This is a genomic window from Streptomyces sp. BR1 (assembly GCF_052373795.1).
In the GTDB taxonomy this organism is placed as follows: Bacteria; Actinomycetota; Actinomycetes; order Streptomycetales; family Streptomycetaceae; genus Streptomyces.
This window is the reverse complement of sequence record NZ_CM126252.1, coordinates 2092583-2107386: the sequence shown is the minus strand read 5'-3', so window position 1 is coordinate 2107386 and position 14804 is coordinate 2092583. Positions and strand designations below refer to the sequence as shown.

The 14804-nt window shown below is 70.6% G+C and carries 12 protein-coding genes; 7 read left to right on the top strand and 5 right to left on the bottom strand.

The genetic code is table 11. The annotated features are described in order from the left end of the window. Window positions 1-125 precede the first annotated feature (125 nt). Together ACT1U9_RS08735 and ACT1U9_RS08730 are read right to left on the bottom strand one after the other, a co-directional pair. Window positions 126-1502 (bottom strand): sensor histidine kinase, encoded by a 1377-nt coding sequence (locus tag ACT1U9_RS08735; RefSeq protein WP_444537785.1) that lies wholly within the window; start codon window positions 1500-1502, stop codon window positions 126-128. Beyond that, window positions 1499-2239 (bottom strand): response regulator transcription factor, encoded by a 741-nt coding sequence (locus tag ACT1U9_RS08730; protein ID WP_444539047.1) that lies wholly within the window; start codon window positions 2237-2239, stop codon window positions 1499-1501. The genes ACT1U9_RS08735 and ACT1U9_RS08730 overlap by 4 nt, the downstream gene beginning before the upstream one ends. A gap of 78 nt (window positions 2240-2317) precedes the next feature. Here ACT1U9_RS08730 and ACT1U9_RS08725 point away from each other — a divergent pair, with 78 nt between their 5' ends. Both ACT1U9_RS08725 and ACT1U9_RS08720 read left to right on the top strand, forming a co-directional pair. Further along, window positions 2318-3475, top strand: coding sequence for a UDP-N-acetylglucosamine--N-acetylmuramyl-(pentapeptide) pyrophosphoryl-undecaprenol N-acetylglucosamine transferase (locus ACT1U9_RS08725; protein WP_444537784.1), 1158 nt, complete (start codon window positions 2318-2320; stop codon window positions 3473-3475). Continuing rightward, complete coding sequence (locus tag ACT1U9_RS08720; RefSeq protein WP_444537783.1) at window positions 3472-4461, top strand: SDR family NAD(P)-dependent oxidoreductase; 990 nt, start codon at window positions 3472-3474, stop codon at window positions 4459-4461. Before ACT1U9_RS08725 ends, ACT1U9_RS08720 begins: the two co-directional genes overlap by 4 nt. Window positions 4462-4632: 171 nt before the next feature. Here ACT1U9_RS08720 and ACT1U9_RS08715 read toward each other — a convergent pair whose 3' ends face one another. Then, complete coding sequence (locus tag ACT1U9_RS08715; protein WP_444537782.1) at window positions 4633-5259, bottom strand: TetR/AcrR family transcriptional regulator; 627 nt, start codon at window positions 5257-5259, stop codon at window positions 4633-4635. 328 nt (window positions 5260-5587) lie between these two features. On the opposite strand from ACT1U9_RS08715, the gene ACT1U9_RS08710 reads away from it, so the two are divergent. The 5 genes from ACT1U9_RS08710 (at window position 5588) to ACT1U9_RS08690 (ending at window position 11190) form a co-directional block, all read left to right on the top strand. Beyond that, on the top strand, window positions 5588-6559 hold the full coding sequence (locus tag ACT1U9_RS08710) for a tetratricopeptide repeat protein (protein WP_444537781.1): 972 nt from the start codon (window positions 5588-5590) through the stop codon (window positions 6557-6559). Between the two features lie 696 nt (window positions 6560-7255). Next, window positions 7256-7912 (top strand): DUF6230 family protein, encoded by a 657-nt coding sequence (locus ACT1U9_RS08705; protein ID WP_444537780.1) that lies wholly within the window; start codon window positions 7256-7258, stop codon window positions 7910-7912. A gap of 91 nt (window positions 7913-8003) precedes the next feature. Beyond that, the gene (locus ACT1U9_RS08700; protein ID WP_444537779.1) at window positions 8004-8546 is read left to right on the top strand and encodes a DUF6114 domain-containing protein; all 543 of its coding nucleotides are present in this window, start codon (window positions 8004-8006) and stop codon (window positions 8544-8546) included. Next, window positions 8536-9843 (top strand): hypothetical protein, encoded by a 1308-nt coding sequence (locus tag ACT1U9_RS08695; protein WP_444539046.1) that lies wholly within the window; start codon window positions 8536-8538, stop codon window positions 9841-9843. The genes ACT1U9_RS08700 and ACT1U9_RS08695 overlap by 11 nt, the downstream gene beginning before the upstream one ends. A gap of 150 nt (window positions 9844-9993) precedes the next feature. Further along, entirely contained in the window at window positions 9994-11190 is a 1197-nt protein-coding gene (locus tag ACT1U9_RS08690; RefSeq protein ID WP_444537778.1) for a helix-turn-helix domain-containing protein, read from the top strand. Window positions 11191-11909: 719 nt separating this feature from the next. Here ACT1U9_RS08690 and ACT1U9_RS08685 read toward each other — a convergent pair. Beyond that, window positions 11910-13154 (bottom strand): D-alanyl-D-alanine carboxypeptidase family protein, encoded by a 1245-nt coding sequence (locus ACT1U9_RS08685; protein WP_444537777.1) that lies wholly within the window; start codon window positions 13152-13154, stop codon window positions 11910-11912. 154 nt (window positions 13155-13308) lie between these two features. Then, complete coding sequence (gene pyk, locus ACT1U9_RS08680; protein ID WP_444537776.1) at window positions 13309-14739, bottom strand: pyruvate kinase; 1431 nt, start codon at window positions 14737-14739, stop codon at window positions 13309-13311. Between the last annotated feature and the right edge of the window lie 65 nt (window positions 14740-14804).

Here is a 14804-nt window from a genome sequence, read left to right as displayed (position 1 = left end):
AAACGGGGTCCGGGGGCGCAGCCCCCGGCAGCCCACCCCAACCCCCACCCGGCCGCCCGCCCAGGGCTTTCGGGAAGGGGCGGGGTGGGGGAATGCCCGCCGCAGGCGGCAACCGGCTCGCGGGGCTACGACGGCCACGTCACGCGGAACTCCGCGCCCCCGCCCGGCGCGTTCCCCGCAGTCAGCTCCGCCCCATGCGCCCGCGCGATCTGGCGGGCCATGGCCAGACCCAGGCCCGAGCCGGGCAGGGCACGAGCCCGGTCGGCCCGGTAGAAACGGTCGAAGACGTAGGGAAGGTCCTCGTCCGCGATGCCGGGCCCATGATCCCGTACCGTCAACTCCCGCGCGGACAGCGCCACTTCCACCGGCGCCCCCGGCGGACTGAACTTCGCCGCGTTGTCCAGCAGGTTGGACAACAGCCGGGCGAGGCGAGCCGGGACACCCGGCACCGTCGCGGACGCATCCGTCAGATCGAGCCGGAACGGCGTCGCGGGCCAGTGCGCACGCGCCGTGTCCACGGTGTGCGCGACCAGCGGCGCGAGCCGGACCTGCTCCAGAAGCGGAGTCGGCTCCTCGTCCCGCGCAAGGTCGATCAGGTCGTTCACCATCACCGTCACCTCCCGGATCTGACGCCCGAGCGCGGACGACGCACGCGTGCGCTGAACATCCGTCAGACGATCCGCACGAGCGAGGAGTTCGGCGTTCGTACGCAGCGCGGTCAGCGGCGTACGCAACTCGTGCGAGGCGTCCGCGACGAGCCGGCGCTGCGCCGTCACCGACTGCTCCAGCTCGCCCAGCATCGTGTTGAAGGACGCGGCGAGCCGGGTCACCTCGTCCTCCTTGCTGGCCGGTCCCGGCGGCAGCTCGATGCGATGGCTCGGGTCCCGGGTCGCCGCGATGTGCTCGGCGGTCGCGGTGAGCCGGGCGACCGGGGCGAGGCCGGTGCGCGAGACCCAGTAGCCGAGCCCGGCCGCGAGCAGTACCCCGGTCGCGCCGACCCCGGTGAGCAGCTGCGCCGCCTGCCGTACGCCCTGCTCCACCGTGTCGGCGCGCAGCGCGACCTGCAACGCCCCGCCGCGCGGCAGACCGGTGGTGAGCATGCGCGCGGGGTGGCCGGAGAGGGTGATGTTGGTGAAGTACGGGCGGCGCTGCCCGGCCGCGACCTCGCGGGCCTGCGGCGGGACCGGCAGCAGATAGGGCCGCGCGGGGTCCTTGGCCCGGTCGGCCGGGACGATCTGGGCGCAGGCCGGGGCGGAGAGGAAGCGGCACTCGCCGTTGAGCACGCCGGGTGCCTCGCCCCGGTTCTGCTGCGCGGCGAGCGTCGCGGACTGGGTGAGGTTCAGGTCGAGTTGGTGGAACAACTCGTAACGGATCACGAAGAACGCGGCCGCGCAGACGCCGAGCGCTACCAGCGCCACCGCCGCCGACGCGGCGACCGCGAGACGGGTGCGCAGCGGGCGATGGCGGCGCCAGCGGGCCCCGAGCCTGCGCCGCGCGCTCACGGGATGTCCAGCCGGTAGCCGACGCCGTGAACGGTGTGGACGAGGCGCGGTTCGCCGCCCGCCTCCAGTTTGCGGCGCAGATAACCCACGTACACCGCAAGGGAGTTGGAGTCGGGGCCGAAGTCGCGGCCCCAGACGATGTCCAGGATCATCTCGCGCGGCAGGACCTGGCCCGGGTGGCGCATCAGCAGTTCGAGCAGGGCGAACTCGGTGCGGCTGAACTCCAGCGGGCGCCCGGCGCGGTGGCCGGTGCGGGTCGCGGGGTCGACCACCAGGTCCGCGAAGGACAGCTGCTCCGGCTCCGGCTGGTCGGGCGCGGCCCGGCGCAGCAACGCCCGTACGCGCGCGATCAGTTCGTCGAGCGCGAAGGGCTTGACGAGGTAGTCGTCGGCGCCCGCCTCCAGGCCGTCGACGCGCTCGCTCACCGAGTCGAGCGCGGTCAGGACGAGGACGGGGGTGCGGTCGCCCATCGCCCGCAGCTGACGGCAGACGGCCAGCCCGTCCAGGACCGGCATCATCACATCGAGGACGACCGCGTCCGGCTGCCAGGCCGCGATCTCGGAGAGCGCCGCGAGGCCGTCGGCGGCGCCCCGCACCTCGTACCCCTCGACCGCGAGACCGTCCTCGACGGCGGCCCGCACCTCCGGCTCGTCGTCGACGACGAGGATGCGGACGGGGGGCCGGGCGGGGCCGGCGCCGTCGTTCAGGGGGCCGCCGTTGGCGCGGTCGCTGCTCATGGGGCTGCTGCTCATGGGCAAAGAGTGCCAAAGGGCGCTCTTAGAAGCCTCTTAAGCCACCCCGCGAACGTTTCGGCCATGCGCACACCACTCTCCGTCGTGATCGGTGCGGGCGGCACCGGCGGCCACATCTATCCCGGGCTCGCGCTCGCCGAGGCGCTGCGCCGGGCCGTCCCGGACGCGGTGATCTCCTTCGTCGGTACGGACCGGGGCCTGGAGACCGAGCTGATCCCCGGCGCCGGACACCGGCTGCACACCGTCGACATGATCCCCTTCGACCCGGCGCTCGGCGCCCGGCGGTATCTGCTGCCCGCCGCCCTGCTGAGGTCCGGCGCGCAGTGCCGCGCGATCCTGCGGGCGCAGGGCGCGCACGTCGCCGTCGGGATGGGCGGCTATCCCAGCGCGCCCGTCATCGTCGGCGCCAGACTCGCCGGACTGCCCAGCCTCATCCATGAGTCCAACGCGGTGCCGGGGCGGGCCAACCAGTTCGCGGCCCGGCTCACCCGGAACATCGCGGTCGCCTTCGACCGCAGCCGGGCCCATCTGACCGGCGGCGCGGACGCCATCACCACCGGCATGCCGATCTCGGCTGCGCTGGCCCGGATGGACCGGCCCTCGATGCGCGCCGAGGCCCGCCGCGCCCTCGACGTCCCGCCGGGCGCGCGTCTCGTACTCGTCAACGGCGGCAGCCTGGGCGCGGCCCGGCTCACCGAGGCGGCGGTCGGGCTCGCCGAGCGCTGGCAGGGGCGTGACGACGTCCACCTGATCATCAAGACCGGTCCCGCAGCCCTCGACGAGACCCGGCGGCGGCTCGCCGGGCTGTGGGGCGCGCGGGCCGTGCCGTATCTCGACCGGATGGACCTGGCGTACGCGGCGGCCGACCTGGTGGTCTGCCGGGCCGGTTCGGCGACCGTCGCCGAGCTGGCCACGACCGGGGTGCCGGCGGTGCTCGTCCCGTATCCGCACGCGCCCGGCGACCACCAGACGCACAACGCGCGCGTGCTCTCCGACGCGGGCGCAGGGCTGCTGCTGCCCGACGCCGAGACCACGCCCGAACGCCTCGCCGCGCTCGTCGAGCCGCTACTCGCCGACCCGGTCCGGCTCGCCGCGATGAGCGGCGCGGCCGACCCCGGCACCCATGCCCGGGCGGCGGAGCTGCTCGCGGCGAAGGTCATCGAACTCGCGGCACGCACCACCCCGTACACCCTCTCGTACAAGAAGGAGCACGCAGCATGAGCAGTTGGCACAACCGGACGGTCCTGGTCACCGGAGCCGAGGGGTTCATCGGCTCGACCCTCGTCGACCTGCTGGTCGAACAGGGTGTGCGGGTGCGGGCGTTGGTGCACTACAAGCCGTACGCGGAGAAGGGCCACCTCGCGCATCTCCTCGACCACCCGGCGGTCGAGATGATCGCGGGCGATGTACGCGACGCGGGCCGGGTCTCGGACGCGGTCGCGGGCTGCGACACGGTCTTCCACCTCGCCGCGCTGATCGGCATCCCGTACAGCTACGACTCGCCGGGTGCGTATGTGCAGACGAATGTGGTCGGCACCGAGAACATCGCCGAGGCGTGCCGTCGGCATGCGGTGCGGCGGCTTGTGCACACGTCCACGAGCGAGGTGTACGGGACGGCGCTGACGGCGCCGATCAGCGAGGACCACCCGCTTCAGCCGCAATCCCCCTACTCCGCCTCGAAGATCGGCGCGGACATGATGGCGCTGTCGCACTGGCACGCGTTCGAGCTGCCGGTGACGGTGGTGCGGCCGTTCAACACGTACGGGCCGCGGCAGTCGGCCCGGGCCGTGATCCCGACGATCCTGGCCCAACTGCACTCCGGCGCGCGGGAGATCCGCCTCGGCTCACTTTCGCCGACGCGCGACTTCACGTACGTCACGGACACCGCGCGCGGGTTCCTGGCGGTGGCCGAGTGCGATCGGGCGCTGGGGGAGGTGGTGAACCTCGGCACGGGTCGCGAGATCGCGATCGGTGACCTGGCGTCGGCGCTGATCGCGGCGTCGGGGCGTGATGCCCGGGTGGTGGTCGACCCGGCGCGTCTTCGCCCCTCGGGGAGCGAGGTGGAACGTCTGCTTTCGGACAACACGCGCGCGCGTGAGTGGGCGGGTTGGGAGCCGGAGGTGTCCCTGGAGGAGGGCCTGAAGCGGACGTCGGAGTGGGTGGAGGGGAACTTGGGGGTGTTCGCACCGGGGCGGTACGCGGTGTGAGTTGGGGCCCCTCCCCGCCCCTTCCCTAAACCCTCCGGGGGATATCGATCGCCTGCGGACCGTGCTGGGCTGAGCGCGCAGTTCCCCGCGCCCCTTAGGTAGTTAGGGGCGCGGGGAACTGCGCGAGCAACCCACTACGGTCCGCAGCCGAACTGCATGCCCGCGGGCCGCCTAGGCCGACGCCGTCAACCCCGTGCACACCAGGAGAGTGAAGTCGCGGGCCCACTCCTCGTCGACCGGCTCCGCGCTGACAAGCGCCCGGTGGACCACCGCGCCCGCGACCACGTCGAAGATGAGGTCGGCATGGCGCGCGGAGGTGGCCGGGTCGTCCTCGTAAGGGAGTTCCCCCCGCACCTGCGCCCGCTCACGGCCGATCAGTACGAGCCGTTTCTGCCGGTCGACGATCGCCGAGCGGATACGGCCGCGCAGGGCGTCGTCACGCGTCGACTCGGCGACCACCGCCATCAGCGCGGTCTTCGTCTCGGGGCGTTCCAGGATCGAGGCGAACTGGAGCACCACGCCCTCCACGTCCGCCGCGAGGCTGCCGAGGTCGGGCAGTTCCAGCTCGTCGAAGAGGACCGCGACCGCGTCCACGACCAGCTCGTTCTTGCCCGCCCAGCGCCGGTAGAGCGTCGTCTTGGCAACGCCCGCGCGGGTCGCCACGTCCCCCATCGTCAGCTTCGACCAGCCCAGCTCGACCAGCGCCTGCCGGGTCGCCAGCAGGATCGCCGCGTCGGCCTCGGTGCTGCGGGGGCGACCGGGGCGCGCGGTTCTGCCGGGGCTGGATTGGGAACACATGACGCACGACCATACCGGCCGGTAGGGAAAGCGCCAGGGGCTCCGTCACAGGGCCCGCTGTGGGGCAGATCACGGCGTACGGGAGGACGGAGCCGACCCGCTCCAGTTACGCTACGGCTCGTAGCGAAAGAATTTGAGCGGTCATTGAGCGACAACCACATGAGGCGCCCGGTGGGGACCGGACGCCGCCAGGCACCGGGTGGGGACCGGGTGCCGAGCCGGACCGAGCCCGTCCGTGTGCCTCGCAAACCGGCGGGGGGCCATGGATGGGCCCGGATCCTGCCACCGGATTCACCACAGCCGTGCGCGGAAGGGGGAGGATGTACGCATGCAGCCTAGGAACATGTCCATGAGCGGCGTCGTCGACCTCGCCGCGGTGAAGGCGGCCGGTGAGGCCAAGGCCAAGGCGGAGCAGGCGCGCGCCGAGGCCGCCCGGCAGGGCGGGAGCGCGGCGGTACCCCCGTCGGCCCTCGTGATCGATGTCGACGAGGCCGGATTCGAGCGCGACATCCTCCAGCGCTCCGCCGAGGTGCCGGTCGTCATCGACTTCTGGGCCGAGTGGTGCGAGCCGTGCAAGCAGCTGGGCCCGCTCCTCGAACGCCTCGCCGTCGAGTACAACGGCCGTTTCCTCCTCGCCAAGATCGATGTCGACGCCAACCAGATGCTGATGCAGCAGTTCGGGATCCAGGGGATCCCGGCCGTCTTCGCGGTGGTCGCGGGACAGGCACTGCCGCTCTTCCAGGGCGCGGCCCCGGAGCAGCAGATCCGCGAGACCCTGGACCAGCTGATCCAGGTCGCGGAGGAGCGCTTCGGCCTCACCGGTATCGCGGTCGACGCCGACGCGTCCGCGCCCGGTGCCGCCGACGCCCCGGTCCCGGCGGGTCCGTACGACGCCCTGCTCGAAGCGGCCGTGACGGCCCTCGACTCCGGCGATCTGGCCGGCGCCGTCCAGGCGTACAAGAACGTACTGGCCGACGACCCCGGCCACCCCGAGGCCAAGCTCGGCCTCGCCCAGGCCGAACTGCTGCGCCGCGTCCAGGGGATGGACGTGCAGCAGGTCCGTAAGGACGCGGCGGAGAAGCCCGCGGATGTCACCGCGCAGATCGCCGCGGCGGATCTGGATCTGGTGGGCGGCCATGTCGAGGACGCGTTCGGCCGGCTCGTCGAGGCGGTCCGGGTCACGGCGGGCGAGGACCGCAACGCGGTACGAGTGCGGCTCCTTGAACTGTTCGAGGTCGTCGGCGCGGAGGACCCGCGGGTGACGGCGGCACGGGGCGCGCTGGCGCGGGTGCTGTTCTGACGCGAGCTGTCGTGTGCCGGGCCCTGAGCCGGTCGTGACCTGGTCGTGGATCGGCTGAGCGGCACATGTGCGCCGCATGTGCACGGCCCGTGTGACACGCGTGAACCGGCGGTACGCCGCTGACGATTTGGCGACACGGAGACATCCGGCGACCGCGTTTTACCAAAACTTGGTAAACGCGGTCGCTGTTACTCGCAGTAAATTGAACTGCTTCTTACGTCCGTATTGAGACGTCTATTTCCGCTTCTGTCCGGTGACTTGGGGGCACGAAGTGTGGCCGCGTGATGCCGAGCTGTCGTGTCACGGTTATCCCTCCGTTACTGGCAAGTAACGAACCCCCTTGCGCCCCTCCTCCGAATGGACAACGATCGGCCACGCTCGGTCCAATAACGCACCAGCCCGACAGCCACTCGGCGCTGCGCGTTCCCTGGGTCCCCACCGAGTCGGCCGGCGGCCAGTGACGCCGACCGTGGACAGGGGGGTCTCTGCCGTACGGCGGGGCCTGTCCAGCAGGTTGTGCGTGATGCGTCAGGCGCGACCAGTGGTTGTCGCTCGGGGGTGATCGCCGGTGATTCGGACGCGGTTAGCGCCTGAAGACTCGGGCGCTCTCCTTCCCGAGGACGTAGCACTTCTCCCATCCCTGGACAGCCTGCGAGGGTCCGTCCCGGAGATGTACGTCCGAGAAGGAGGAAAGTCATGGAGTCCCAAGTACGTGGCGGGACCAGATGGAAGCGGTTCGCTCTGGTCATGGTGCCGAGCGTGGCCGCCACGGCGGCGATAGGCATCGGCCTCGCCCAGGGCGCCCTCGCGGCGTCGTTCAGTGTTTCCGGCGTTGACTTCAAGGTGACGGCGGACAAACTGGACGGTCACGACCTGCTCCAGTACGGGTCGATCGCCACCGGTACCGACCTGGATGGCAACAAGGCGGCCCACCCCGTGGTGGTCTCCGGGTTCAGTGACGCGAAGATCTACAACATGTGCCAGTCGGTCGTCACGCCGAAGGTGCCGTTCTTCGGCAACATCACGATGACGCTGCGGGCCGGTAAGGACTCTGACCACCCGGTCGAGGCGAAGAACATCTACCTCGACGTCTCCCAGCTCAACACCGACGCCGAGTTCGAGAACATCGACATCGGCGTCGCCGCGGGTCAGGGCACGGCCAACGGCAAGACCAAGATGCAGGGGAACGCGACGCCGCAGGCCAACCCCAACGGGTTCGCCCAGCGGGCCGATCACGCGATCCTGCAGCACGTCGAGCAGCGTGCGTGGGCGACCACCGCCGGCAACTTCAAGCTCAACGGACTGAGCCTCAAGCTGTCCACGGGCGCCAACGAGTGCCAGCTCGACCACTAGGCGGACTCTCCGGTGGCCGAGGGCGGGTATAGCCCACGGCCACCGGGAACACCATTCTTCTTGCAACAGCGGTACCAGGGAGCTGTTTTCCATGAGCGCCGAGACCACAGGTTCCCGCGGGTTCTCCTACTGGCGGCTTCGTTTCCGTGCCTGGCGGGGCAGCCGGCCGTTCTGGGCAGGCCTGTTCACCATGGCGGGCGGCGTGCCGATCGCGTACTTCCCGTACGCCAATCTCCACCTCGGCAACGTCACGCTGACGATGTCCACGACGGCGGGCGCTGGTTCGCTGATCATCGGCGTACTGCTGATCACGCTCGGTCTGACGATGTGGTACCACCAGCCCGTGCGGGTGTTCGCAGGTGTCGCGGCCATCCTGCTCGCTTTGATCTCCCTGCCCGTCGCCAACATCGGCGGCTTCCTGATGGGCTTCCTGCTCGCCCTGTTCGGCGGCGCCCTCGCGCTGTCGTGGGTGCCGGCGAAGCCGAAGCGGCGTGACCGGCACGCCAAGGCCGCCGACCCCTCGGACGATGAGCCGGACGGCCAGACCGTCCCCGGCCCGCGCGAGGAGGAGACCGGAGCCGCCGTCACCGAAACGACAGTCGACGCCAATGGCGGGAGGAACAGTGCGGGGTGACGAGACGCAGCTGAACTCGACCGGAGGCGGCGACTCCCGTGAGAGAGGCGGGCCGCGCCACGCGGCCCCGAGGAAGTCGCTGCTGACGAAGCTGCACATGCCCGCAGGCAAGGCGATGGCACTTGCCGCCATGCCGACGGCCATGTTCGTCGGGATGAGCCTCACGCCCAAGCTCGCGATGGCCGACGACAAGACGGACATCCCGTTCGCGCCCGGCCCTTGTGTGACCCGCTCCGACCAGCCGAGCGCGTCGGCGAGCCCGTCGAAGTCGCCGAGCCCGTCGTCGAGCAAGTCGAGCACGCCGACGCCGAGCCCGTCGGGGACGGCGGACAAGAAGCCTGCGGAGCCCACTCCGACCGAGAGCCCGTCGGCCGCGAAGACCCAGTCCCAGTCCCGGACGCAGCCGAAGCCCGCCACGTCGCAGGCACCGGCCACCGATCCCTCCTCGGACCCGACGCCGACCAAGTCCACCAACCCGCTGGACCCGTTGGGGCTCGGTGACGTGCTGGGCGACATCCTGGGCGTACACCCGAGCCAGTCGTCGACACCGGTGACCCCGAAGCCGTCCTCGACTCCGTCGTCCACGCCGTCCACCAAGGCGTCGACGCCGAGCACGCCCACCAAGAAGCCCACCACCAAGTCGCCTGTGACGACTGCCACCGACCAGGCGGCGCAGGAGATCCGTGACGCGGCCAAGGAGGCGGGCCAGAAAGTCGAGGACCTGGCGCCCGGCGCGAAGGGCCTGGACGCCAAGAAGGACACCAACGTCCCCGACGGCGCCAAGCAGCCCTTCCCGTGCCCGACGGCGGACCCGAAGGCCCTTGCCAACGCCAAGCTGGCGTCGGACGCCCCGCTGCTGCCGGACCAGCCGTGGATCCTCAAGACGTCCAAGCTGACCCTGAGCGGCCTGAACTACGAGGGCATCGTCGAGGTCAAGACGGGCGGCGGCAAGGTCAAGAAGGTCCTGAAGTTCACGGCGAAGTCCGTGGACATCGACAACCTGCACCAGCTGGTGTACGGCCCGGAGCTCAACGGGAAGCCGACGACCGCCCACGTCAAGGCGCGCGCGGGCTCCCAGTCGACGATCCGCAACGGCACGGTGACGATGTACACGGAGGAGCTGAAGGGCAACCTCTTCGGCCTCATCCCGATCACGTTCAGCCCGCAGACCCCGCCCCCGCTGAACATCCCGTACGTCTTCTTCACCAACGCGACGGTCCACCAGGCCGGCCAGTTCGGCGGCACCCTGACGGTCCCGGGCCTGCAGAACTACATCACGGACGGCAACCCCGAGTAGCCGTCCCACTCACAAAGACCCATCCGGGAGCCGCAGTTAGGCCGTGGCCCGCACCGATTCTTCGGTGCGGGCCATGGCCGTCTGACGTGGAGCGCGGGTGACCTCCTCCAAGGAGTACCGTCTGAGAGTTGCCGCAAATGGGGGTTCATCGTGCTGCAGAGCGTCGAGGAGCACACCGGTACCCGGATCGCCCGGATTCGCAAGCAGCGCGGTCTGACGCAGCAGGGGCTGGCTATGCGCGCCAATGTCTCCAAGTCGCTGCTGTCGAAGGCCGAGTGCGGGCAGAAACCCGCCTCTCCGGCACTCGTCTCCGCCTGTGCCCGCGCGCTGGGTGTCTCGACGTCCGATCTGCTGGGCCAGCCTTATGCCGAAGAGCTGCGCCGCGATCGCATGGACGCGTTGATCCAGCCCATCCGGGAGGGCCTGGAGAACTGGGACGTGGCTCTCGACTGGGAGAGCGCACCGCGTCCGGCCGCATTGATCCGGGCCGATGTCCAGCAGGCCCTCACGCAGCGTCGTCAGGCGCAGTACACGGACATGGTGTGTGACCTGCCAGCGTTGATCGACGAGTCGGTGCACGCGGTGCATACCACCACTGGAGACGAGCAGCGGCTGGCTTACGAGTGCCTGGCGGGGACATTCCGGTGCGTGTTCACCGTGGCGTGGAACTTCGGCTATATCGACCTCGCCACCGTCGCGCTGGACCGGCTGGCGTGGACCGCGCCGCGAGCCGATGAGCCAGGCCTCGCCGCCGTGCATGCCTACCTGCGCGCGCAGACGACGATGTCGTCCGGCCGGTACGACGTGGGCATGCGGGTGATCGACCGTGCGCTGCGGGATCTGGACGGCCAGGACGCGCGCCGCCCAACCGGCATCGAGGCCATGCGGGGCGTGATGCACCTGCGAGCTGCGGTGCTCGCGGGCCGTATGAAGGACCGGGAGCACGCTGACGCCCGCCTGGCCGAGGCCCGCGCTCTTGCCCGGACCACGGGCGAGCTGCCCGACTTCGGAGTGACGTGGGGGCCGACGAACGTCGGAGTCCACGCCGTGGCCATCGCCTCCGAAATGGACGACTTCGGACGCGCCGTCGAACTCGCCGAGGACGTACGGATCCCACGTGGCTGGACCCGCTCCAGAGCCGGTCACCACTGGATGGACCTCGGCCGGGCACATGCCTGGGCAGGCCACCCGGAGCAGGCACTCGACTGCCTGCAACACGCCCGGCGCATCGCACCGCAGCAGACGCGCTATCACCCCACCGTGCGGGAGAGCGTGCTGGCCCTCAAACGGCGGGAACGGGCTCGCAACAGCTCGCTGGCGCAGTACGCGGAGTGGGTGGGGATCTAGCAGATCCTGGGCGCGAGGAGTTGCACGGTTCGGTGCAACCGCACGGCGTTGCAGGTCGGCAGGCTGACGTCCAGTCAGTACCCCCGCGACCGTGCGACCGGCCCGGGGGCATGGCCAACGCCGATTGGAGCGTCGACATGCCGCACTGTATCGCCCATACCTTCGAACTGCTGTCGCGGAACAAGCGCCCGCGCGTGATCCACGGCATGGCGGTGGGCCGGTGAGCACCCTGGGGCGCGCCGCCGCGTGGCAGGGGTCCCTGACCGAAGATGCCAGGCCTCGGGGGCTGGGGCTGTGCTGGGAGCCCGTGCCCGGCAATCCGGCCCGTAACTGCACCCTCGAAGACCGCCACGACGGGCATCACTTCCATGAGTACTCCGGTGCTGAGTGGGACCGGAGAGGCAGGCTGCTGTGAGCCCGTTCGAGCAGGTGCCGTCTGTTGGGCTGACCCTGCGCGTCTCGCGGGACAGCGGCCGGACGTGGGGACCACTGCGGGTGTTCTCCCTCGCGGGTCCGCTGGTGCCGCTGCTCACCAGCGAGTGGCCGCTGTGCCGATGCGCCCGATGCGTCCCGGCATCCACACGGGCGCCTAGGCCCGTGGCGGGCGGTTCGCCGACCATCGGCGACTGGGGAGGAGGGGCGCGTTAGAGATGGCCTCGGCCACGTTCCGCCGACGAGCCCGGCCGGAACGGGGCCGAGGCGCCCCCACCCCCCACCCCCTACCCCCTCCGCCGCCCCCGAACAGGCCTCCGCTTAAGCACCACATACACCGCCCCGACCCCCACAACAGCCGCCGCACCCACACCCGTCCAGCCCAGGACGCCCAGCGAGCCCGAGGAGTCCGTGGTGGCCGCTGCCGTGCCGGGGGACTTGGACGACGAGGACGGCTTCGCGGGGTCCAGGGTGCCGATCGACGGGGACTTCGCCGCGATCGCGTTGAAGCCCCAGTCCAGGAGCGCGCGCGTTTCCGTGTAGACCTTGTCGTGCTTGTTCTCCTGGGGGTTCATCACCGTCACCAGGACCGTGTGGCCGTCGCGGGTGGCCGCCTCGGACAGGGTGTTGCCGGCGTGTGTGGTGTAGCCGTTCTTGCCGCCGATCAGGCCGGGGTACTTGGCCACGCCGTCGATGCCGGACAGCATGCGGTTGGTGTTCGAGATCCCGAACGGCTTGCCCTTGGTGTTCGGGCCGCCCGGGAACTTCGCGTCCGCCGTTCCGCAGTATTCCTTGAAGTCCTTGTTCGCGAGGCCTGAGCGGAGGAACAGCGTCAGGTCGTACGCCGAGGACACCTGGCCCTCCGCGTCGTAGCCGTCAGGGCTGCGTACGTGCGTGTCCTTCGCGCCCAGCGCGTCCGCCTTCGCCTGCATGTCCGCGACCGTCTTCGCCACGCCGCCGTTCATCGACGCGAGCACGTGCACCGCGTCGTTGCCCGAGCGCAGGAACACGCCGCGCCACAGGTCCGCGCCCTGGTACGTCTGGCCCGGGACGATGCCGACCGCGCTGCTGCCGTCGCCCATGCCGGTGAGCTCGGCCGGTTCCACCTTGTGGGTGGCCGTGCCCGGGACCGCGGGCAGGACCGTGTCCGCGAAGAGCATCTTGAGGGTGGAGGCCGGTGGCAGCTGCCAGTGCGCGTTGCTGGCCGCGAGCACCTGGCCCGTGTCCGCGTCCGAGACCATCCAGGAGAGCGCCGACAGGCCGGTCGGCAGCGCGGGGGCGCCCGCGCCCGCCTGCGGGCCCGGGCGGCCCAGTTGTTCACCGCCGACCGTCGACATGTTCGCCGGGGGCTCCTTGGGGGCCCCGGCGCGCGGCACCCCGGGCGTCGGCTTTCCCGGCGTCGGCTTCCCTGACGCGGGCGTGCCCGGCTTCACGTGGGCGGCCGCGGGGGCGACACCGGAGACCACCGCCGTCACGGCGAGGGCCGCGATGGCCAGCGGGCGGCTGAACTGCACAGTTATCGGGGCACGCATGAACGCGAACGTACCCCACGGAATGTGTAGATCCTGTTGCGGGCTCTCCGCGACTGCGCAACGGACCGTAACAACTGCCCCCATAGCAGAAGGCGGCACCCCGGAAACTTCCGTGGTGCCGCCTTCACATCCGTACGAATGCATCCGTACGAAATCAGCCCTGCCGGCCGCCGCCCAGGTGGTGCACCCGGACCATGTTGGTGGTGCCGGGGACGCCGGGGGGCGAGCCCGCGGTGATGATCATGGTGTCGCCCTCGGTGTACCGCTTCAGCTTCAGCAGCTCCGCGTCCACCAGGTCGACCATCGCGTCCGTGTTGTCCACGTGCGGGACGACGAACGACTCGACGCCCCAGCTCAGCGCCAGCTGGTTGCGGGTGCCGGCGTCCGTGGTGAAGGCCAGGATCGGCTGGACCGTGCGGTAGCGGGACAGCCGGCGGGCGGTGTCGCCCGACTTGGTGAAGGCGACCAGCGCCTTGCCGTCCAGGAAGTCCGCGATCTCGCAGGCCGCGCGGGCCACCGAACCGCCCTGCGTGCGCGGCTTCTTGCCGGGGACCAGGGGCTGCAGGCCCTTGGAGAGCAGCTCCTCCTCGGCGGCCTCGACGATGCGGGACATCGTCTTGACCGTCTCGATCGGGTACGCGCCGACCGAGGACTCGGCGGAGAGCATGACCGCGTCCGCGCCGTCCAGGATCGCGTTGGCCACGTCGGAGGCCTCCGCGCGGGTCGGCCGCGAGTTGGTGATCATCGACTCCATCATCTGGGTCGCGACGATCACCGGCTTGGCATTGCGGCGGCACATCTCCACGAGGCGCTTCTGCACCATCGGGACCTTTTCCAGCGGGTACTCCACCGCGAGGTCGCCACGGGCCACCATCACACCGTCGAAGGCGGCGACGACGCCCTCCATGTTGGCGACGGCCTGCGGCTTCTCGACCTTGGCGATGACCGGCACACGGCGGCCGACCTCGTCCATGACCTTGTGGACGTCCTTGACGTCGTCGGCGTCGCGCACGAAGGACAGCGCCACCAGGTCGCAGCCCATACGGAGCGCGAAGCGCAGGTCGTCCTTGTCCTTCTCGGACAGGGCCGGGACGTTCACCGCCGCGCCGGGCAGGTTGATGCCCTTGTGGTCGGAGATGACACCGCCCTCGATGACGATGGTCTTCACCCGGGGGCCGTCGACCGAGACGACCTTGAGCTCGACGTTGCCGTCGTTGATCAGGACCGGGTCGCCCTTGGCGACGTCGCCCGGCAGACCCTTGTAGGTGGTGCCGCAGATCGACTTGTCGCCCGGGACGTCCTCGGTGGTGATCGTGAACTCGTCACCGCGGACCAGCTCGACCGGACCCTCCGCGAACTTCGCCAGCCGGATCTTCGGGCCCTGGAGGTCGGCGAGCACGCCGACCGCCCGCCCGGTCTCCTCGGCGGCCTTGCGGACCCGGTCGTAGCGGGCCTGGTGCTCGGCCTGGGAGCCGTGGCTGAAGTTGAAACGGGCCACGCTCATGCCGGCCTCGATCAGAGCGACGAGCTGCTCGTGAGAGTCGACGGCGGGGCCCAGTGTGCAGACGATTTTGGAACGGCGCATAAGGCGGATCCTATCGGTTTGTTTCGCTGCGGAATATTCCGTCTGGTGGAATGTACAAATGGGCG